At 63.5% G+C, this 19,208-nt stretch carries 19 protein-coding genes; 6 read left to right on the forward strand and 13 right to left on the reverse strand.

Annotation, left to right across the window (positions count from 1 at the left end):
- Positions 1-365: 365 nt before the first annotated feature.
- The 4 genes from ACE1EY_RS09730 to ACE1EY_RS09745 all read right to left on the reverse strand — a co-directional run bounded on the left by ACE1EY_RS09730 (position 366) and on the right by ACE1EY_RS09745 (position 3,240).
- Positions 366-986 carry an SCP2 sterol-binding domain-containing protein gene (locus tag ACE1EY_RS09730; protein ID WP_291512948.1) on the reverse strand — a complete coding sequence of 207 codons (621 nt, stop codon included), beginning with the start codon at positions 984-986 and terminating at the stop codon, positions 366-368.
- Entirely contained in the window at positions 983-1,726 is a 744-nt protein-coding gene (gene ubiE, locus ACE1EY_RS09735; RefSeq protein WP_370300081.1) for a bifunctional demethylmenaquinone methyltransferase/2-methoxy-6-polyprenyl-1,4-benzoquinol methylase UbiE, read from the reverse strand. Before ubiE ends, ACE1EY_RS09730 begins: the two co-directional genes overlap by 4 nt.
- On the reverse strand, positions 1,726-2,145 hold the full coding sequence (locus ACE1EY_RS09740) for a gamma-butyrobetaine hydroxylase-like domain-containing protein (protein WP_370300082.1): 420 nt from the start codon (positions 2,143-2,145) through the stop codon (positions 1,726-1,728). The genes ubiE and ACE1EY_RS09740 overlap by 1 nt, the downstream gene beginning before the upstream one ends.
- A 75-nt stretch (positions 2,146-2,220) precedes the next feature.
- Positions 2,221-3,240 carry an AraC family transcriptional regulator gene (locus ACE1EY_RS09745; RefSeq protein ID WP_370300083.1) on the reverse strand — a complete coding sequence of 340 codons (1,020 nt, stop codon included), beginning with the start codon at positions 3,238-3,240 and terminating at the stop codon, positions 2,221-2,223.
- Between the two features lie 116 nt (positions 3,241-3,356).
- Here ACE1EY_RS09745 and ACE1EY_RS09750 point away from each other — a divergent pair, with 116 nt between their 5' ends.
- On the forward strand, positions 3,357-4,472 hold the full coding sequence (locus ACE1EY_RS09750) for a fatty acid desaturase (RefSeq protein WP_370300084.1): 1,116 nt from the start codon (positions 3,357-3,359) through the stop codon (positions 4,470-4,472).
- Positions 4,473-4,565: 93 nt separating this feature from the next.
- On the opposite strand, the gene ACE1EY_RS09755 is transcribed toward ACE1EY_RS09750, so the two are convergent.
- Genes ACE1EY_RS09755 through ACE1EY_RS09765 form a run of 3 tightly spaced genes read right to left on the reverse strand, consistent with a single transcriptional unit; the run spans position 4,566 to position 7,851 of the window.
- A complete protein-coding gene (locus tag ACE1EY_RS09755) occupies positions 4,566-5,102 on the reverse strand; it encodes a hypothetical protein (protein WP_373928072.1) in 537 nt (178 codons plus the stop codon).
- Entirely contained in the window at positions 5,102-7,150 is a 2,049-nt protein-coding gene (locus ACE1EY_RS09760; protein ID WP_370300086.1) for a beta-propeller domain-containing protein, read from the reverse strand. The genes ACE1EY_RS09755 and ACE1EY_RS09760 overlap by 1 nt, the downstream gene beginning before the upstream one ends.
- A complete protein-coding gene (locus ACE1EY_RS09765) occupies positions 7,147-7,851 on the reverse strand; it encodes a hypothetical protein (protein ID WP_291514941.1) in 705 nt (234 codons plus the stop codon). Before ACE1EY_RS09765 ends, ACE1EY_RS09760 begins: the two co-directional genes overlap by 4 nt.
- 117 nt (positions 7,852-7,968) lie before the next feature.
- Between ACE1EY_RS09765 and ACE1EY_RS09770 the strand changes: the two genes are divergently transcribed.
- Complete coding sequence (locus ACE1EY_RS09770) at positions 7,969-9,000, forward strand: DUF4423 domain-containing protein (RefSeq protein ID WP_370300087.1); 1,032 nt, start codon at positions 7,969-7,971, stop codon at positions 8,998-9,000.
- Positions 9,001-9,048: 48 nt separating this feature from the next.
- Positions 9,049-9,840 carry a ZIP family metal transporter gene (locus tag ACE1EY_RS09775; RefSeq protein ID WP_370300088.1) on the forward strand — a complete coding sequence of 264 codons (792 nt, stop codon included), beginning with the start codon at positions 9,049-9,051 and terminating at the stop codon, positions 9,838-9,840.
- A 13-nt stretch (positions 9,841-9,853) separates the two neighbouring features.
- Here ACE1EY_RS09775 and ntrC read toward each other — a convergent pair whose 3' ends face one another.
- The 4 genes from ntrC to glnA all read right to left on the reverse strand — a co-directional run bounded on the left by ntrC (position 9,854) and on the right by glnA (position 14,648).
- Positions 9,854-11,296, reverse strand: coding sequence for a nitrogen regulation protein NR(I) (ntrC, locus tag ACE1EY_RS09780; protein WP_291514938.1), 1,443 nt, complete (start codon positions 11,294-11,296; stop codon positions 9,854-9,856).
- Complete coding sequence (gene glnL, locus ACE1EY_RS09785; protein ID WP_291514937.1) at positions 11,293-12,387, reverse strand: nitrogen regulation protein NR(II); 1,095 nt, start codon at positions 12,385-12,387, stop codon at positions 11,293-11,295. Before glnL ends, ntrC begins: the two co-directional genes overlap by 4 nt.
- Positions 12,388-12,504: 117 nt before the next feature.
- Complete coding sequence (locus tag ACE1EY_RS09790) at positions 12,505-13,047, reverse strand: DUF4124 domain-containing protein (protein WP_370300089.1); 543 nt, start codon at positions 13,045-13,047, stop codon at positions 12,505-12,507.
- 191 nt (positions 13,048-13,238) lie between these two features.
- Positions 13,239-14,648, reverse strand: coding sequence for a glutamate--ammonia ligase (gene glnA / locus ACE1EY_RS09795; protein ID WP_291514935.1), 1,410 nt, complete (start codon positions 14,646-14,648; stop codon positions 13,239-13,241).
- Between the two features lie 173 nt (positions 14,649-14,821).
- Between glnA and glyQ the strand changes: the two genes are divergently transcribed.
- The 3 genes from glyQ to ACE1EY_RS09810 are packed head-to-tail and all read left to right on the forward strand — an operon-like array spanning position 14,822 to position 18,333.
- The gene (gene glyQ / locus ACE1EY_RS09800) at positions 14,822-15,727 is read left to right on the forward strand and encodes a glycine--tRNA ligase subunit alpha (protein ID WP_291514934.1); all 906 of its coding nucleotides are present in this window, start codon (positions 14,822-14,824) and stop codon (positions 15,725-15,727) included.
- Between the two features lie 17 nt (positions 15,728-15,744).
- Positions 15,745-17,787 (forward strand): glycine--tRNA ligase subunit beta, encoded by a 2,043-nt coding sequence (glyS, locus tag ACE1EY_RS09805; protein WP_370300090.1) that lies wholly within the window; start codon positions 15,745-15,747, stop codon positions 17,785-17,787.
- A 15-nt stretch (positions 17,788-17,802) separates the two neighbouring features.
- Positions 17,803-18,333 (forward strand): HAD-IIIA family hydrolase, encoded by a 531-nt coding sequence (locus tag ACE1EY_RS09810; RefSeq protein WP_291514932.1) that lies wholly within the window; start codon positions 17,803-17,805, stop codon positions 18,331-18,333.
- Here ACE1EY_RS09810 and folK read toward each other — a convergent pair.
- The gene (folK, locus tag ACE1EY_RS09815; RefSeq protein WP_370300091.1) at positions 18,330-18,836 is read right to left on the reverse strand and encodes a 2-amino-4-hydroxy-6-hydroxymethyldihydropteridine diphosphokinase; all 507 of its coding nucleotides are present in this window, start codon (positions 18,834-18,836) and stop codon (positions 18,330-18,332) included. The genes ACE1EY_RS09810 and folK overlap by 4 nt on opposite strands.
- Positions 18,829-19,197 (reverse strand): dihydroneopterin aldolase, encoded by a 369-nt coding sequence (gene folB / locus ACE1EY_RS09820; protein ID WP_291514930.1) that lies wholly within the window; start codon positions 19,195-19,197, stop codon positions 18,829-18,831. The genes folK and folB overlap by 8 nt, the downstream gene beginning before the upstream one ends.
- Between the last annotated feature and the right edge of the window lie 11 nt (positions 19,198-19,208).

The raw sequence follows: 19,208 nt of genomic DNA on the forward strand, positions 1-19,208 counted from the left end.
GGAGCCGTCGGTGATCCACGACGGGCGGGTGAGGAAACACTGACGGACGCACGCCGCCAAGTTGCCGCCGGAAAACAGGCCAGGCAAGGCACGAGGAGCGAAGTTTGGTCATTCCAAATGAACGACGAGCAACGCTGCATGGCCTGTTGTCAGGCGCAATCCTGAGGAACGGGCCGGTGTCCCCGCAATCCTGCGTTGTCGTTCGCTGACTTGGAATGACCAAGCGGTACTCACTCCGCCTGGTCTTGCGGGGAAACCGGCTCCGTCTTGGCGGCGTGCGCCAGTCAGTGTTTCCTCCCTCTTGAGCTTGTCAACCTCGATCAGATAGTCGAGCGACTGTTCCAGCGCTTGCGCCGACGGGCTGCTCACGCCTCAGCGGTTTTCCGTTCCAGGCGGCGAATGCGGGCTTCGAGCCGATCGGTGCCGGTGCGCAAGTCGTCGACGGCATCCATCCACTCGTGAACCTCGTCGCCATGCACCAGGTCGCCGGTTTCCTCGCGGAGGAACTCGATGGTGTCGTCACCCAGGGTTTTGACCGCCTCGCGACCCCAGCCGAAAAAGCGACGGGCTGTCTGGCCAATGCGGAAGGCGGCAATAGGACCGAACATCCGTTCCAGCGGCGCTTCCAGGTCCAGTTCCAGGGCGTCGAAAATCTCGGCAAAGCGCTGGGCGAGGATGGCATCACCTTCGATGCGCACGCCGCCGGACAGCAACTGCGCCTGCTTGTCGCCACCTGCGGCGGCCAGCCGGGCGAAATCGCCCATGCGACCGATCAGCCGCACATCCGGCTCATCGGGCCAAAAGATCGACAGTTGCAGGCGATCCACCACCGGCACGGCGTAGACGGTCTGATCCCAGCCGGTGATGGTGACGGCGACGACACGGCCGTCGAGTTGGCGCAGGCGGTCGGCGACTGCCGGGTCCAACGCCAAGGCGCGGTTCAGGCCGGCCTCGACCACGGCGACCCCATTGGCGATCAGGCTCATGCGCCAAAACCCCGGTGCACGGCGCAGATGCCACCCGCCAGGTTGTAGTGCTGGCAGCGCAGGAAACCGGCTGTTTCCATCATGCCCTGCAAGGTCACCTGATCCGGATGCATGCGGATGGATTCGGCCAGGTAACGGTAGCTGGCCTCGTCCTTGGCGACATAACGCCCCAGTGCCGGCAACACCTTGAAGGAGTATTCATCGTAGAGCTTGCCGAACCCGGCGGAGGTGGGCTTGGAGAATTCCAGGATCAGCGCCCGCCCGCCCGGCTTGGTCACGCGCTGGATTTCCGCCAGCGCGGCGTCCTTGTCGGTCACGTTGCGCAAGCCGAAGGCCATGGTCACGCAATCGAAGTGATCGGTGGGAAACGGCAGTTCCTCGGCATTGGCCAGCACGTAGTCCATGCCCTGGACAATGCCGCGATCAATCATGCGGTCGCGGCCAACACTGAGCATGGAGGCGTTGATATCCGATGCGATGACCTGTCCGTCGGCACCGGCTTGCCGGGCGAACTTGCCGGCCAGATCACAGGTGCCGGAGGCCAGATCGAGGACGCGTTCGCCAGGACGCACGGCGGCAAGATCAATGGTGAAGCGCTTCCAGACGCGATGCACGCCCATGGACATCAGGTCGTTCATCAAATCGTAGCGTGAGGCGACCGATGCGAAGACCTCGCCGACGCGGCGTGTCTTGTCCGTGGAGCTGACAGTTTCGTAACCGAAATGCGTGGTCTTGCTCATCAGGGTTTGCCCGCGGTGGGGGTGTACTGCTTCACGACCGAATCCAGCGTCCGCACGCCAGGATCGCGGCCGACGCCCGCGGCATCCAGACGTTCGTTGTAGTCCTGCCATAGCGCATCCTGCTGCATGCAGAACTCGTGCAGCAGAGGCCAGCCGTAGAGACCGCTGTCGTGCCCGTCGTCAAAGACCGGGCGAATGGCATAACTGCCCACGGCTTCGATGTGGTCAATGCCGACATTGCGCTTGCCCCAGACCAGCTTTTCCTGACCCGGCCCGTGCCCTTTGACTTCAGCAGACGGCGAGTACACGCGCATCAGTTCGGCCGGAATCGAGTACGTCGCGCCGTCGTCGTAAGTCACGTCGAGTACGCGCGAGGCGCGGTGCAGGGTCAGTTTGGTGGGGACCGGAATCATGAGCATGCAGTGGTTGTCGTCTGGCGCGCACGATAGCACCACGCGCCGGCGCTCACGAGGCGTGACGAGCGAGCATTGGGCTTAGCTTGCTGGCTTGCGGGTTGCTGACTGACTCGGGGCGTGCCCGGTCCAGCGCTTGTAGGCGCGGGTGAAACTGCTCGCATCGGAGAACCCGACCAGATAGGCCACTTCGGTGACGGAACACTGCGCCGAGGCGAGGTGGCGATCCGCCAGTTCGCGGCGCGTGGTTTCAACCACCGCACGAAAGCTGGTGCCGCGATCGGCCAGTTTTCGCTGCAGGCTGCGCTGGCTCAGATGCAGGGCCTGGGCCACCGCCTGCTGGCTGCAGGCGCCGCCGGGGAGCAGACGGGAGATCGCATCGCGGACGGATGACACGATGTCATCGCGCAGCCGATGGCGCAGCATGTCGTCAAGCAGGGCTTCGTTGACCGCCCGCAGCGCCGGGTTCGCGGTTTCCAGCGGCCGCAGCGCCTGGCCGCGATCGTAGACGATGCGGGTTTGTGCTGCCCCGAACTGCAGCGGACAGGCAAAGGTCTGCTCGAACCGATCCGGGCTGGGTGGCGCGGGACGCGCCAGCGAGGCCTGGACCGGATGGCAGTCGCCGCCGGCCAGCGCCCGCGCCGTGCGCACCAGAATCGCAGCGAATGCGTCCACGGCCTGCCAGGCCGGGGGCGGGTCCACGGGCACATGGCCGAGCTCAACCCAGCAGTGCCTGGCGTCCTCACCGAATTGCATTTGCGCAGCATCAGTCACCACCCGGCCATAACGCACCATGCGCTGCATGGCATCGCGCAGCGAGTCGCTGACCAGGGTGGTGACCGTCAGCGCGTGGAACGTGGCCTGGTTTACATGCCGCGCCACGCGCAGGCCGAAGGCGTCGTCACCCGTGGCCGCCACGGCCGCACCCCAGAGCCGGGTTGTCTGGCTCAATGGAATACGGGCATCCGGGTTCGCCAGGCAGGCCGGATCGATCCCGGCCTCGCAAAACAGCGGCTCCCAGGCAATGCCGGCCTGGACCAGCGCCGCACGGATCGCTCGCGCCCAGCTGGCCAGCGACGTGATGTCGTCGGCGGCCGTCATCGATGGCGAACCAACAGCACATTGGCGCAAGCAGTCATGCGATTGGCGGATTCGGCCCTGTCTCGCCCCGGCCGGGCCCGGATACTGACCACACAAATTCTTGGAGACCTGTATCCATGCATACCCGCAATCTGTCGGACGCCGACAAACATCGCATCCAGAGCATTCGGACGGGCGTCAGCGCCGCAGCGGACGGATTGCGGCAGCGGCATCGCTGGCTGCGTCACCAGAATCTGATCGGCGCGCTGATCATGGCGGGCTCCATCGCCGGCGCGGTCGCCAGCGGCTGGGCGTACGTGGCGGGCGTCATCCCCTGGTTTGTCTGCATTCCCCTCACCGCGGTGTTCCTGTCGTTCATCCATGAGCTGGAACACGACCTGATCCACTTAATGTACTTCCGCAACAGCCCACGCGCCTACAACCTGATGCTGGCACTTTGCTGGATCACCCGGCCGAGCACGATCAGCCCCTGGGTGCGCAAGCGCATGCACCTGCACCATCACAAGTACTCGGGCACGGAGTCCGATATCGAGGAGCGCGGTATCACCAACGGCGAGCGCTGGGGTCTGCGTAGGCTGCTGATGACCGGCGACAACATGCTGGCCGTGTATCTGCGCCCGAAGACAATTTACAAGGCTGCCCGCGCGTTTATCCTCGCGCAGAACCCGCAGTCAGAGGCCGAGCTCAAGTCGCTGGCGCGTGAGCAGCGTCGTGGTTATTTCCCACTGGGCCTGATCCACTACGCCTTCTGGCATGGTTTTGTGCTGTTCCACCTGGCCAACGGCATCGCGCTGCTGTTCGGCTCGGGCATTCCGCTGTCGGCCGGCATGGAAACCTTCATCGCCGGCCTGAACACCGCCGCCGTGGTCTACATGGGTCCGAACATGCTGCGCACGTTCTGCCTGCACTTCATCAGCTCGAACATGCACTACTACGGCGATGTCGAGGCCAAGAACATCATCCAGCAGACCCAGGTCCTCAACGTCTGGTGGATGGCGCCGCTGCAGCTGTTCTGCTTCAACTTCGGTTCAACCCACGCCATCCACCACTTTGTCGTGAAGGAACCGTTCTACATCCGCCAGGCCACGGCGAAGGCCGCGCACCGGGTGATGCGGGAGAATGGCGTGCGGTTCAATGACCTCGGCACCTTCCGCCGCGCCAATCGCTACGCGTTGGAGAACTCCGCGCAGCCGGCGGCGGTATCCAGGGCAGTGGACTCGCTAGACGCCTGATCCGAAAGAAAACGCCGCGGTGCGTCAGCGACGCGTCGCGGCAAACCGGAGATAACTCCTGGCGCGTTCAAGCTGGTTCTCGGCGAAGAACCGTCAGAGATCACATTCACTATCAACGAGGCCCTGATTCACGATCGGCACGCGCCCGGCCCTCGACCAGGAATAAACAACAACTTTCGGTTCGGGCACGTCGGCGGTATAGGGGCATCCACTGCGGTACAGCGTCATACGAAGCGTGTCCGTGGACCCTGACCGTTCGACAAACTCCGGAACCAAACCGATCCCCCGAGAGCCTGCCGTGCTGACAACGGCGACGTAGTTGAGCGACGAAGAGTACTCCGGCACTTCCGCCGCTCCGTCGGATGCGGATTCGGCCATCTCCGCGTAATACGCGTAACGATTGTCATAGAAGAAAACGTCTGTCTGGAATCCGCCACCCGGCGCACCGGAATAAGGGGCTGAGAATTCCGTGGTCAGCTCGATGATGGACAGGTCATCATCTGACCCGGAACAGGCAGCTAGGCTCAGGGCCACCAATCCCGACACCAGCAGCGTCCGCGCACTACAACACCACGATGCCTCGCCGGCTTTTCGATATCCAGCATTTGAAGGCCCGAACCGGTACGACATCACTCAAACTCCAACGTCGCCAATTCCGACCCGGTCGCGGCATCGGTCACGATCAGAAACGCGTCAGACAAGGTGTAGAGCGTCTGACTGGTGGCGTCCGTTGCGATCACCGACCGCAGCGGTGCGTTGTAGTAAACCGGCGCGAAGCTGGTGCAGCCGCCTTCACTGCCATCGGCCACCGGCGGGCAGGCATCGCCGCCTCCGGTCTGCTTGTGATCGACGCGCAGTTGCTCGGTGATGACGCCCGCGGTGTCGATATCCCAGGTGATGAAACCGGAGAACGCGCGCGACTCGGCAGGCGAGCCGATCTGCGCGGGGATGCTCAGCAGACCGGTCGTATCCGTGGCGGGCGCGTAGGTGAAGGCCAACGGTTCGTATTCGGCCAGCGAGTAGGCGTAATCATCCGGCTCGATGGCTGGTGTCGCGGCGGCGATGCGAGTGGGGTTGGTCAGGTCCGACACGTCGAATAGCTGAAGCTGAAACGCGTTGCCGGTGCCGACACCCCCCTCTCCGCCTTCGCGGCCGATGGTCAGCAGCACATCGTCCGATATGGGGTGGATGTACGACGAAAAGCCCGGGATCTCCACTTCGCCCAGCAATATCGGGTCCGTCGGGTCGGAGAGGTCGAAGGTGAACAGCGGGTCGGTCTGCCGGAAGGTGACGACATAGCCGACATCGCCGACGAACCGCGCGGAGAACACGCGCTCGTCGTTGCCAAATCCGGTCACGTGGCCGACCTGGGTCAGCGCGTTGTCGTCGAGGCGCAGCACGGTCACATCGTTGGTCGGCACGCTGGCCTCGGCCGGACAGGTCTCGTTCGGATTCACGCTGTTGCAGCTATCCGACCGCGAGGTGGCCAGACGCAGGTGGCCGCCGCTTTCGCTCATCGCATAGCGATTCAGCAGCCAGCCATCGACAACACCCGCTCCTTTGGGCACGGCCGGTCCACTGTCGCTGATCTCGAAGCGATAAACCGAGGTCTGGTCGACCTGGAACGGGGCAAAGAACCAGCCATTGCTGGTTTGCGCCAGATACAGGTTGTCGGCCGAGGCGTAGACCATCCAGGCATTGTTCACCGCACCAATCGCCGCAGCGTTGCTGCCGTCCATGTCGATGCTGGTCATCGTCAGCGTGGCCATGGCCGTCGCGACCTCCGGCCGGTACAGCGCGGCGCAGTCCATGGGTGTCAGCGGCGCATCGACCGCAGTGGCAGTGTTGGGTACCAGCTCGGCGAGCGGCGCATTGTTCGCTTCGGCCTGGGCCAGCGCGAGCAATTCCGCACGCTGCTCATCGGCGCGCTCGGCATCACCGGCGGCCTCGGCTTCGAACCAGGCATTAACCCCACTGTTGAAAGCCTCGCTGGAATAAAGCGCATCCAGGCCGGTGAAGTAGTGGCTGGCAATCAGGTGAATGCGTGTACCGATGCGCCGTGAGCTGAGGTAGTAGCCATCGACCCGATACTGGCCGAGGTGGGCGGGCTGCGCTGCGTCTGACACATCGTAAAAATCCAGCCGGGTGCCAACGCTGTCGCCGACGACTGTCGTCAGCCGCTGCGCCACCGGATCGAGGTACTGGCCGTAGAGATAGGCAGACGCGCCAAGGTCGATGCGGCCGACCTCATGGCTGGCCGCTGCAGGCACGGCATCGATGACACGAACGCTGCCGGTTTCGCGGTGCATGGCATAAATGATTCCACGCGCGCTGTCGGTCTCGATCAGATCGGCTTCGTCGACACCCACTTCCTGCGTGTTGGTATCGGTGAAATCCGGCGCGCTGGCACCCCCGGTTGCGTCGCCTTCGGCGGCAACCGGGACCGGCCCGCCATCGGCGTAGTAGTACACCGGGCTGAGCGCACGCTCGACAAAACTCTCGGCGGCGAAGCCGCGCCAGTCGGCGCAGCTCGACACGGCCTTGAGCTGCAATTGGGCGCTAGGCGTGCGCTTGGCAATCAGCTCAGAGCCCGCCTCGCCACCCCCGGACCCGCCGCAGGCCGCTAATAAGGTTGTGGCTGCGATCAAAGCCCAGATCGTCATTGTCTGTTGGTTCATTGCAGGTCTCCCGTGGAGCCTTCGCCCCAGTTCGCAATTACAAGTGTGGTTTGACTATCGTCTGCGCGGCGGCCTATGCCGCTCACCCGCCCGCGGCTGCCGTCTGCGTCGTAGATGGCGTGGATCAGGACATCGCGCTGCTCGTAGCTGCCCATGTCGACCGAGTCGTACTCGAAGCTGCCGCCCAGCGCATCGGCATCCAATCGCTGTGTAAAGCTGGTCTCGTTGGCCTGGAATGCCACCAGATTCGCGCTGAAACTCTCGTCAAAGCGTCCGTCGTCCGTGGTGAACTGGACCGATACCGGAATCAGCACGTAGTCCGGACAGCCGGCGCTGGGGGTGTCGTCTGCCGGTTCGATGTCGACAAGCAGCACGTCGCCGCCGGTGTCCGTCACGGTCAGCGTCAGGCCGGTTTCATCGGTTGATCCGGTCGAATCCGAGAAGTCCAGCAGGCTGCGATCGGTCCCTGCAGCCAGGTTTAGCGCCTGTCTTGGCGTGAAGCCCATCGGCGTCATCGCATCCCGATCGACACTCTGCTGCGCGCGCTCAACACAACCTTGCAGGCCCGCACCGCTGGCGACGTCTGCGGGTGGCTCGCCGCCCACCGGACCTTCGCTACCGGATTGCCCGCCTGCACAGCCGAACAGGGCGGTCATGGCCAATACCTGCAACAGCGGGGCAGTCGGCAGGCGTAGGCGCATTCAAGGTCTCCTCACAAACTCGGTTGCATCCATTATTCGCCGATCAATCCGCTGTATCTACCGCTAAATTGCACATATCATCTGGCGTTACTGCGACTTCATGTGCATTTTTGCGATATGCCACAAAGCTTCGATACCCAATCCGTTAGCCGCGAACTGCTTCGCAGCTGGCGCGGCAAGCGGTCGCAGATCGCGCAGTCCCGGCGCCTGGGGTACAGCAGCAATGTCGCCTATGCCTGGGAATCCGGGCGACGCTTTCCCACCGCGGTCGAGGCCCTGCGCAGCGCCGCGCTCGGCGGGCGTAGCGCCGAAGATATCTGGGTCGCCTTTCACGGCAATCGCCCGGCCTGGCTGGATCACGTCGCCCCCGACACAGCGGAAGGTGTCGTCGCCGCACTTAGCGACCTGCGCGGACGCACCCCCATCGATGAAATTGCGGAGCGGGCCGGGCTTAGCCGTTTCGCGGTGTCTCGAGCACTCTCGGGACAGACCGTGCCCCGGTTGCCGACATTTCTCGCGTTGGTGGAAGCCCTGAGCCTGCGGCTGCTCGACTGGCTGGCCGCTGCGGCGCCCATCGCCGACCTGCCCAGCATCGCACCGGCGTGGTCGCAGCTCGAGGCCCAACGGCGTGCGGCTTATGCCCTGCCCTGGACGCAGGCCGTGCTGCGCGCGATCGAACTCACCGAGTACCAGCAACTCCCGGCACACCAACCGGGCTGGATCGCCGCGCGCATTGGCCTGCCGGACTCGGTGGAACGTGACTGTCTGGACGCGCTGGCCGCCGGCGGTCAGATCCGCTGGAACGGTAGGCACTGGCAAGTCGATGGCAGTGAAGCGCTGGACACCCGGCGTGACCGGGCACTAGGCGTGCGCAACAAGCAGTTCTGGGCGCAAACCGGACTCGATCAACTGGCGAAGCAATCCGATGGTTTGTTCTCGTACAACGTGTTTTCCGTGTCTGAGCGCGACCTGGAACGGCTGCGACGGCTGCATCTGGCCTACTTCCGGCAGCTGCGCTCGGTGGTCGCGGAATCAACCCCGTCCGAGCGCGTGGTTGTCGCCAACGTGCAATTGTTTGCGCTGGATGCCGGCACGCTGGGGCCGGAGCCTGCGGATGTCGCGGCCTCCGATGATTCGCCGCTGTCGTGACGACACCTTAAGCTGCATCGCCATGTTCACCGCACCGGAATCCGCTCGATGATCGAAGGCCTTGCGAACCATCCGTTCTGGCTGGGCGTACTCGGCAGTACCGCAGCGGGTGCCTGCACGGCGGTGGGCGCGGCGGGCGTGTTCGCGATCCAGCGGCTGTCACCAAAACTGGAGGACGTGCTGCTCAGCGCGGCCGCCGGCATCATGCTGGCGGCGTCATTCTTTTCGCTGATTCTCCCTGGTCTGGAGATGGCGGCTGCGACCACCGGCAGCGAAACTGCGGCATCGCTCATCGTCATCGGCGGCATCTTGCTGGGTGCGATCGGCTTGTGGCTGCTGCACGAACATGTGCCGCATGAGCATTTCGTGATGGGTCGCGAAGGACCGGATCAGCTAGAGATCAAGCGGATCTGGCTGTTCGTGATCGCCATCACGCTGCACAACCTGCCGGAAGGCATGGCCGTGGGCGTCGGCTTTGCGACCGGAGACCCTGGCAACGGGATGGGTCTGGCGGTGGGCATCGGGATGCAGAACATTCCCGAGGGTCTGGCGGTAGCGGTGTCGCTGCTGGCCATCGGCTATACCCGCGCCGCCGCCTGCGCCTGGGGGGCGCTCACCGGCTTGGCCGAGCCGCTGGGCGGCCTGATCGGCGCCGCGGCCGGGAGCCTGGCGGAGCTGGCGCTGCCAGCGGTACTCGGCGCGGCAGCGGGCGCCATGCTTTACATCATCAGTGACGAGATCATTCCGGAGACGCACCGCCGCGGCTTCGAGACGCCGGCCACGTTCGCCTTGATGACAGGCATGGTGGTCATGATGTTTCTGGATACCACGCTGGGCTGAGCCCAATACCGTCTTACTCCGGCCGGCCGTGTTCCTTGAGCTTGCGGGTCAAGGTGTTGCGGCCCCAGCCGAGCAGCCGGGCAGCTTCCTGCTTATGCCCTTGGCTGTGCGCGAGAGCGACATCCATCAGGGTCTGTTCCAGCTTGACCAAGGCATCCTGCGCGATCCCGACCGAACCATCGCCCAACACCTGCTGCGCCCAATGCGCAAGCTGCACATCCCACTCGCCGCTGGGCTTGGCCGGCGATGATTCGGGCGCGGCATCCTGCCCGTCAGCGCCCCCACGGATCGATGTGGACGGTGTCGCGCCGAGGATCTCCGGCGGCAGGTCGTCGGCATGGATGTCCTGCCCTGGCGCCATCACGGTCATCCAGCGGCATACATTCTCAGCCTGACGCACGTTGCCAGGCCAATCGAATTCCTGAAGCCGCGCCATGGCATCGGCCAGGATGCGCTTGGGCTCGACATCCAGTTCACGTGCTGCGCGCGCCATGAAGTGCGTCATCAACAACGGCAGGTCGGTCTTGCGCTCGCGCAGCGGCGGAATGCGCACACGAATGACATTGAGACGGTGATAGAGGTCTTCGCGAAATTTGCCGGCGTCAACGGCGGTTTCCAGATCCTGGTTGGTGGCGGCAATCACCCTCACATCAACACGTACCGGAATGTGGCCACCCACCCGATAGAACTCGCCGTCGGATAACACACGCAGCAGTCGGGTCTGCAGGTCGGCGGGCATGTCGCCGATCTCATCCAGGAACAAGGTGCCGCCATGGGCCTGCTCGAATCGACCGCGGCGCAAGGCCGTCGCGCCGGTGAAAGCGCCCTTCTCGTGGCCGAAAAACTCGGATTCCATCAAATCTTTCGGAATCGCCGCGGTATTGACCGCAATAAACGGTTTTCCCGCACGCGGGCTGTGTTCGTGGAGCGCCCGTGCGACCAGTTCCTTACCCGTACCCGACTCGCCGGTGATCATGACCGTGATCTGCGAACGGGTCAGCCGGCCGATGGCGCGAAACACTTCCTGCATGGCCGGCGCTTCGCCGACGATGATGGCGTCGCGTTGCTCGGCATCCAGGCCACCCGGCTGTGACTCGCCGGCGATACGGGCGGCGCGTTGCACGAGCTCGACCGCATCGTCCACATCGAACGGCTTGGGCAGATACTCGAATGCCCCCTTGCGATAAGCCGCAACCGCGCTATCGAGATCGGAATGCGCCGTCATGATGATGATGGGCAAATCCGGTGCAATCGCCTTGACCCGCTCCAGCAGCTTCAACCCGTCGATGCCGGGCATGCGGATGTCGGTCAGCAACACATCGGGCATGTCCGACTCGAGCTCATCCAGCATCTCGACGCCGCCAGGAAAACTCTTCACGTCTACATCATGCGCTCCAAGAGCGCGTTGCAGCACCCAGCGAATTGACTCGTCATCGTCGACTATCCATGCCTTCACGTGTCCCGGCCCTCCGACGATATCGGGAGAAATACGGAGAACACCGTACGACCTCGCCGACTGCTGCATTCGATGAATCCCCCATGGTTTTGGACCAGGTACTGAGCAATTGACAGGCCAAGTCCCGTTCCGTCAGCTCTGGAAGTCACCAGGGGGTAGAAAATCTTGTCGACCATGTCCTGCTCAATGCCCGGCCCGTTGTCCTCGATATCGACCTGGGCAACCAGGCGATGGCGCATGGCGCCAATCGTGAACTGCCGGCGCGCGCGAGACCGAATGTAAATCGTGCCGCAGCGCACCGCGGTCGAGCCCAAGGCCTGTACCGCGTTGCGCAAGATATTCAGGAACACCTGAATCAGCTGCTCCCGATCGCCGAATACGTTCGGCAGGCTCGGGTCGTAATCACGCACGATATCGATGTCGTGCAGCCGGTCGATTTCCACGAGCTGGCGCACGTGTTCCAGCACTTCATGGATGTTGAGCTCGGTCGGGTGCGGACGCCGCGATGGCCCCAGCATCTGGTCGACCAGACGCTGCAAACGATCCGCTTCGCGAATGATGATCCGGGTGAACTCCGTCAGCCCCTGATCCGGCAGCTCGCGCTCCAACAGCTGCGCCGCGCCGCGGAGCCCACCCAACGGATTTTTGATCTCGTGGGCCAATCCGCGAACGATTTCACGATTGAGCTTTTGATGAGCCAGGGTCTGCTCATCGCGCGAAATGCGCATATGGCGGTCCAAACGAAAGAATTCCAGCAACAACAGCGCACGACGCTTGGAATCCGCCAACGGCGAAAACGTGCAATCGACGACGAGCGGGTCTTCCCCGTTGCGCTTGAGCGTGAGTTCGCGCTCGATCATCGGCGCGCCGAACTCGATCACCTCCTGGCAACGCGAGACCAATGGAGCCAGATGAGGAACGCCCGACGCGACCGGCTCACCCAGTACATGACGCGCGCCCACTCCGAACAGTATTTCGGCAGCCGCGTTGATGAATACGACGCGTAAGTCCTCGTCCAGACAGACAACGGCCGTGCTTAGACCATCGAGGATCGTGCCCAGTTTTGGGGAGTTTGCACCACGCAATAACATGAGGAGACCCAAGCAATGAATACGCCATGGTGGCGCGGCAGGACTATCGCACCAGTGTAGTGCGATCCAAGCGCGAGGCCGAGCGTGGCTTGAGGGGAGCCGGGCTGCTAATCCGGTCTAGCGATTCACGGACGGCGGCTTCATAAACACCGAACGGGTCTCGGTTTGACCGACCTGCCGGCCGCTCTTGTCGAGCACCACGACCTGTACGGAATGAGTGCCACGGAACACCTCCGTCAGGGTCCGGCTCGTCGAGGTCGTAGGACCGCCCGAAGGCTTGCCGTCAACAAAGTACTGCAGGGAATGCCCCTGCTTGGTGCGAAGCGGCGGCGTTAGACGCACCGAAACGGTGAGCGTGTGGCTGGGATCGCGAATGGTTTCCTCCGGCCGCGGCCGCAGCATTTCGACGACCTCGTAGCGCAGTGGCGCGGCATTGGAATCCGACCGTGTTGGCGGCTCCGGCGTCTGCGGCACGCGCGCTGCGTCGTAGGTTTGCACGCCACCGAGATCGAGCTGCTCTGCCTGAGACCCATACTGCGGCGGCGGCTCGTCGGTGTAATGCACCCGACCGTCTTCATCGACGTAGCGATAGATGTCACCAGCCATGACAGGAAAGCTGATGAGACCGAAAATGAACAGACTGAAAATTCGCTTAATCATGCCGCTTTGACCCGTTCCGCGCTTGGGGATTCCACCACAGGAATCATACTCAGAACTCGCCCGAATGATCCCACGGGCAATGCCGCGAACGCTGCGACCAACAACAAGAAAGCCCCGACAAACCACGTCGGGGCTTTCGTTCAACGACCAGCTGAGGCCAGGCGACAACGCGCCCGGCCAGATGTGTTCGCCTAAAGCGAGTAGTACATCTGGAATTCCACGGGATGCGTGGTCATCTTCAGCATGGTGACTTCCTCGTTCTTCAGTTCGATGTACGCATCGATGAGGTCATCCGTGAACACGCCGCCGGCCGTCAGGAATGCACGGTCGTTATCCAGCGCTTCCAGGGCCTGCTCCAGGCTGTAAGCCACCTGCGGGATCGCGGCTTCCTCTTCCGGCGGCAGGTCGTACAGATCCTTGTCCATCGGGTCGCCGGGGTGGATCTTGTTCTGGATGCCGTCCAGGCCAGCCATCAGCATCGCGGCGAACGCGAAGTAAGGGTTTGCGGTCGAGTCCGGGAAGCGGACCTCGATGCGGCGCCCCTTCGGGTTGGCGATGTAGGGGATACGAATCGACGCGGACCGGTTACGGGCCGAATAGGCCAGCAGGGTCGGCGCTTCGAAACCCTTGACCAGGCGCTTGTAGCTATTGGTCGAGGCATTCGCGAAGGCGTTGATGGCCTTGGCGTGCTTGATGATGCCGCCGATGTAGTAGATCGCCGTTTCGGACAGGCCGCCGACGCCATCGCCGGAGAACAGGTTCACACCATCCTTGGAGATGGACTGGTGAACATGCATGCCGTTGCCGTTATCGCCGACCAGCGGCTTGGGCATGAAGGTCGCGGTCTTGCCGTAGGCGTGGGCGACGTTCTGGATCGCGTACTTCAGCGCCAGCACTTCGTCGGCCTTCTTCACCAAGGTGTTGAACTTGACACCAATTTCGCACTGACCGGCCGTGGCCACCTCATGGTGATGCACTTCGGTCGGGATGCCCATGTCCTCCAGCGCGAGACACATGGCCGAACGCATGTCCTGCAGCGAGTCCACCGGAGGAACCGGGAAGTAACCGCCCTTCACGCCCGGACGGTGACCCATGTTGCCGTCCACGTAGGTCTTGGCCGAGTTCCAGCTCGATTCTTCGGAATCGATGGAATAGAACGCACCCTGCATTTCGGCGCCGTACTTCACGTCGTCGAACACGAAAAACTCGTTCTCGGGACCGAAGAATGCCGTGTCACCGATACCGGTGGACTTCATGTAGGCCTCGGCGCGCTTGGCCAGGGAGCGCGGATCACGCTCGTAACCCTGCATGGTCGAGGGCTCAACGACATCGCAGCGGATGATCAGCGTTGCCTCTTCGAAGAAGGGGTCCATGACTGCCGATTCGGGGTCCGGCATCAGGATCATGTCGGACTCATTGATGCCCTTCCATCCCGCGATGGAGGACCCGTCAAACATTTTTCCGCCTTCAAGTTCGTCGGCATCCACGGTGTGCGAAGGCACCGTGACGTGCTGCTCCTTGCCGCGCGTATCGGCAAAGCGGTAGTCGACAAACTTGACGTCTTCGTCCTTGATGAGCTTGAGAACGTCTTCGGCTTTCATCCACCCTCTCCAACAATGTTTATGTAAGTGCAGGCGCTGGGCTTCCCCTGTGCGCGCCTGGGGTTCGAAGAAAAGCAGCATCTATGCCAACGGGCTTGGCGATTCGGCGCACAGACCGGAGCCCGCGCCGTTATACTCGCGCGCTTCCAATCGCTTTGAATCACCCCCGTCGCATGCAACGGCTGACCTTTCAGGACCTGATCCTACGCCTCCAGAACTACTGGGCAACCCGGGGCTGCGTGATCGTGCAGCCATTGGACATGGAAGTCGGCGCCGGCACCTTCCACTGGGCGACTTTTTTACGCGCGATCGGCCCGGAACCGTGGAACACGGCCTACGTTCAGCCTTCGCGCCGGCCGACAGACGGCCGCTATGGCGACAACCCGAACCGGCTGCAGCACTACTACCAGTTTCAGGTTCTGATGAAGCCGTCGCCGCCGGACTTCCAACAGCTTTACCTCGATTCGCTGGTCGAGCTGGGCATTGATCCGCTGGTGCATGACATCCGCTTTGTCGAGGACAACTGGGAATCGCCCACGCTGGGCGCCTGGGGACTGGGCTGGGAGGTCTGGCTCAACGGGATGGAAGTCACCCAGTTCACCTACTTCCAGCAATGCGGCGGCATCGAATGCAAGCCCGTGGCGGGCGAGATCACCTATGGCCTCGAACGCTTGGCTATGTACCTGCAAGACGTCGAATCGGTTTACGACCTGGTCTGGGCCGAAACCCCGAACGGCACGGTGAGCTACGGCGATGTGTTCCACCAGAACGAGGTGGAGCAGTCGACGTACAACTTCGAGCACGCCAACACCGACGCCCTGTTCACGCAGTTCGCCGAGTGCGAAGCCGCTTGTGGTCGCCTGGTAGAGGCCAAGCTGCCGCTGCCGGCCTACGAGCAGATGCTCAAGGCCAGCCACCTGTTCAACCTGCTGGACGCCCGCAAGGCGATTTCGGTGACCGAACGCCAGAATGTCATCCTGCGCGTCCGCGCCATGGCTCGAGACGTGGCCAGGGTGTACTACGAAGCGCGGGAAGCCCTGGGCTTCCCGCTGTTGCAGCAAGCTGCCGACGCCGCCTGACCCCCGCCTGTATTTCCATGACTTCAGATCTTCTCTTCGAACTCGGCTGCGAAGAACTGCCGCCCGGCTCGCTGCAAACCATGGCTGCAGAACTCGGCCAGCGCCTGACCGACGGCCTGCGCGAGCTCGGCATCGACCAGGGTGATGCCCGCGTGTTCGCCACGCCGAGACGGCTGGCCGTGCTGATCCGCGATGTGGCCGAGCGCCAGCCGGACCGCGACATCGAACGCCGTGGCCCCTCAACCCGGGCACCGGACAAGGCCGTGGCCGGCTTCGCGCGCTCCTGCGGCGTCGCGGTTGACGCGCTCGAGACGCTCGACACCGACAAGGGGCCTTACTACCTGTACCGCGGCCGCGAGACCGGCCAGCCGCTGGCCGAGATCCTGCCGCCGCTGATTACCGACTCGGTGCGCAAGCTGACCACGCCCAAGCGCATGCGCTGGGGCAATCTGGACGCACGCTTACTGCGCCCCGTGCAATGGCTGGTCTGCCTGCATGGCGAGACGGTGATCCCAGTGGAGCTATTCGGCCTATGCGCCGGGCGCCTCACGCACGCGCATCGCTTTCATGCGCCGGAACCGGTGGCGCTCGCTGCGGCCGGCGACTACGAAATGACGCTGTTCGATCATCAGGTGATCGCCTCCTTCGAAGAACGCCGCAAGATCGTGACGCAGCAAGTCACTCGAACCGCCGAGCGTACCGGCGGCGCTGCGCAGCTGGATGCGGAGCTGGTCGACGAAGTCACCGCGCTGGTCGAATGGCCGGTTGCGATCTCCGGCAGCATCGACGAGCGCTTCATGAACATGCCGCCCGAGGTGCTGATCACCACCATCGAATCGCATCAGCGCTATTTTCCGGTCCGCGATGCTGCGGGCGGGCTGCTGCCGCGTTTTGTCACGGTTGCAAATGTCGAGTCGCTGGACATGAGCCAGGTGATCGCCGGCAATGAGCGCGTCGTGCGCCCGCGCCTGGACGATGCCCTGTTCTTCTGGAACAAGGACCGCAAGCAACCGCTGGCCGACTACGTGCAGCGCCTGGACGACGTCACCTTCCAGAAGGGTTTGGGCAGCTACGCTGACAAGACCAAACGCCTGGAAGCGCTCGCCAGCTCACTGGCCGATTCGCTGGGCGATGACGCCCAGCAGGCGCGCCGAGCCGCCACCCTGAGCAAGGCCGACCTGGTCACCGACATGGTCTTTGAGTTCACCGAACTCGAAGGGCTGGTCGGTGGCTACTACGCCCGTGAATCGGGTGAGCCTGAAGCGGTCGCCGCCGCCATCGCGGAGCACTATCAGCCGCGCGGGCCTTCCGATGCCATTCCAGCAACCCCGATCGGCCGCGCCCTGGCGCTGGCCGACAAGTTCGACACGCTGGCCGGCCAGTTCGCGCTGGGCAACCGCCCCTCTGGTGATCGCGATCCGCTGGGGCTGCGGCGCGCGGCACTGGGCGTTCTGCGAATTCTGCTCGAGGCAAGGATTTCGCTGGACCTGCTCACCGCCAGCCAGGCCGCGATTGCCGCACAGCCGGCGCCGGTCGAGGATGACGACACAGCCAACGCACTGCTGGGCTTTTTTCAGGACCGCCTTCGCGGCCTGCTTGCCGAACAAGGCGTGTCGCCAGACGTGTTCGAGGCCGTCGCAGCGCTCGAGCTGACCGATCCGCTGGATATCCAGGCGCGTTGTCAGGCGGTGTTGGCCTTCCGCCCGACACCCGCGGCGGCTAGCTTGGCCGCCGCGCACAAGCGGGTGCGCAACATTCTGAAAAAATCGCCGCCGGATGCAGGCAACATCGACCCCGCGTTATTCGACGCCGACGCCGAACGCGCCATGCTCGACACCCTGGACGGTTTGGGCGAAGCCGTCGCAAGCCAGGTCGCTGCAGGCGACTACGCCCAGGCTCTGGAACGGCTCGCCAGCCTTCAGGCGCCAGTGGACCAGTTCTTCGAAGACGTCATGGTGATGGCTGACGACGACGCGGTGCGCCGCAATCGCCTACGCCTGCTCGCCCGGCTGGATGTGTTGCTGCGCCAGGTCGCCGACTTCTCTCATCTGTCCGGCTGAACGTACACTGCGGCCATGAAGCTTGTGATCCTGGGCCGCGACGGGGTGCTAAACGAGCCGGTGGACGGTGGTATTCGTCGTCCCGGTGACTGGCGTCCGATTGCCGGCAGCCTGGAAGCGGTGGCGCAGATGACCCAGTCGGGCATCCGCGTCTGCGTGGTCACCCACCAGCCCTTGCTGGGCAGCGGCGAAATGGGTCACGACGATCTCTTCGCAATCCATCAGCGCATGCAAGAGGCGGTCAACCAGTTCGGCGGCCGCTTTGATGCAATCGCCTTCAATCCGCATTCCGAAGCGGATGATCGCCAGTCCGGCAAATCAGCACTGATTCAGGACATTGCCCGGCGCATGCAAATCGATGCCGGAATGATCCCGGTGCTGGGCGACGAATGGAGCGACATCCAGGCCGCCCGTGCCGCCGCCACCCAGGCTGTTCTGGTCCGAACCGGCTACGGCCAGGCAACGGAGGCGGAACACGCCGAGGCACTGGCCAACGTGCAACGGGTCGACAGCCTGCACAGCTTCGTGCAGGCGATGCTTCCCTAGCGTGCTTGCGGCTGCGGCGCCCAGGCTACGGGCGTGAGCTCGACCGGCCCGGCCTTGGCCATGGCAGCCCATAGCGTCGAATAGGTCTGCCGGGTCAACGGGTGCCGGTGCTCCGGGACCAGATCAGCCAGCGGCTTCAGCACGAACGGATATTTCAGGATCTCGTCGCGGGGCACATCCACGGCGGGGTCTTCCGACACCACGTCGCCATAGAGCAGCAAGTCGAAATCCAGCGTTCGCGGACTGAACTTGGCGCCATCACGGGTCCGGCCGCAACAATCCTCGATCGTCCGCAGCCGCGCCATGACCTGCGCCATGGATTCGTCCGTAGACAGACGAATCACGAAATTGAGAAAGTCGTCGCCGTCGAATCCCACTGCGGGATTGCGGTAAACGGGCGAGCAAGACACGTCGCCATAGTGCTCGACCAGCAAGGCAACGCCGCGCGCCAGATGCACCTCGGCGCTGTCATTGCTACCCGCGCCGACGAACACCTCAGGCATCGGCATAGTCCTCCGGACGTCGCTCGATGATCACGCCGACATCGCGCGAACCGCGCACCGCGCCCTGCTTGTTCACAGAAACCCTGACGTAAGGCACACCGAATTCGGTGATGATGATGCGAGCGATGCGATCGGTTAGCGTCTCGACCAACTCGAACTTGGCTGCCTCGACAAAGCTGATGATCCGTTTGGCCAGCGACTTGTAGTCCAGGGTGTCGTCGATGTGGTCCGACGCCGCCGCCTTGCGGATATCGGTTCCCATCTCCAGGTCAATCACGACGGTCTGCTTGATCTCGCGTTCCCAGTCGAAGATTCCGATGACGGTTTCGATGCGCAGATCGCGCAGGTAGATCAGGTCCATGGGTGCTCGGT

Origin of the sequence: Abyssibacter sp. (genome assembly GCF_964229365.1) — a bacterium.
Taxonomy (GTDB): domain Bacteria; phylum Pseudomonadota; class Gammaproteobacteria; order Nevskiales; family OUC007; genus Abyssibacter.

Coding starts and splice junctions, on each gene's coding strand:
- ACE1EY_RS09740 (WP_370300082.1), bottom strand. CDS start 2,145: ATGCTCATGATTCCGGTCCCCACCAAACTGACCCTGCACCGCGCCTCG.
- ACE1EY_RS09750 (WP_370300084.1), top strand. CDS start 3,357: ATGCATACCCGCAATCTGTCGGACGCCGACAAACATCGCATCCAGAGC.
- ACE1EY_RS09765 (WP_291514941.1), bottom strand. CDS start 7,851: ATGCGCCTACGCCTGCCGACTGCCCCGCTGTTGCAGGTATTGGCCATG.
- ACE1EY_RS09810 (WP_291514932.1), top strand. CDS start 17,803: ATGAAGCTTGTGATCCTGGGCCGCGACGGGGTGCTAAACGAGCCGGTG.
- folB (WP_291514930.1), bottom strand. CDS start 19,197: ATGGACCTGATCTACCTGCGCGATCTGCGCATCGAAACCGTCATCGGA.
- ACE1EY_RS09775 (WP_370300088.1), top strand. CDS start 9,049: ATGATCGAAGGCCTTGCGAACCATCCGTTCTGGCTGGGCGTACTCGGC.
- ACE1EY_RS09730 (WP_291512948.1), bottom strand. CDS start 986: ATGAGCCTGATCGCCAATGGGGTCGCCGTGGTCGAGGCCGGCCTGAAC.
- folK (WP_370300091.1), bottom strand. CDS start 18,836: ATGCCTGAGGTGTTCGTCGGCGCGGGTAGCAATGACAGCGCCGAGGTG.
- ACE1EY_RS09790 (WP_370300089.1), bottom strand. CDS start 13,047: ATGATTAAGCGAATTTTCAGTCTGTTCATTTTCGGTCTCATCAGCTTT.
- glnA (WP_291514935.1), bottom strand. CDS start 14,648: ATGAAAGCCGAAGACGTTCTCAAGCTCATCAAGGACGAAGACGTCAAG.
- glyS (WP_370300090.1), top strand. CDS start 15,745: ATGACTTCAGATCTTCTCTTCGAACTCGGCTGCGAAGAACTGCCGCCC.
- ACE1EY_RS09770 (WP_370300087.1), top strand. CDS start 7,969: ATGCCACAAAGCTTCGATACCCAATCCGTTAGCCGCGAACTGCTTCGC.
- ACE1EY_RS09745 (WP_370300083.1), bottom strand. CDS start 3,240: ATGACGGCCGCCGACGACATCACGTCGCTGGCCAGCTGGGCGCGAGCG.
- glnL (WP_291514937.1), bottom strand. CDS start 12,387: ATGTTATTGCGTGGTGCAAACTCCCCAAAACTGGGCACGATCCTCGAT.
- ACE1EY_RS09760 (WP_370300086.1), bottom strand. CDS start 7,150: ATGAACCAACAGACAATGACGATCTGGGCTTTGATCGCAGCCACAACC.
- ubiE (WP_370300081.1), bottom strand. CDS start 1,726: ATGAGCAAGACCACGCATTTCGGTTACGAAACTGTCAGCTCCACGGAC.
- glyQ (WP_291514934.1), top strand. CDS start 14,822: ATGCAACGGCTGACCTTTCAGGACCTGATCCTACGCCTCCAGAACTAC.
- ACE1EY_RS09755 (WP_373928072.1), bottom strand. CDS start 5,102: ATGTCGTACCGGTTCGGGCCTTCAAATGCTGGATATCGAAAAGCCGGC.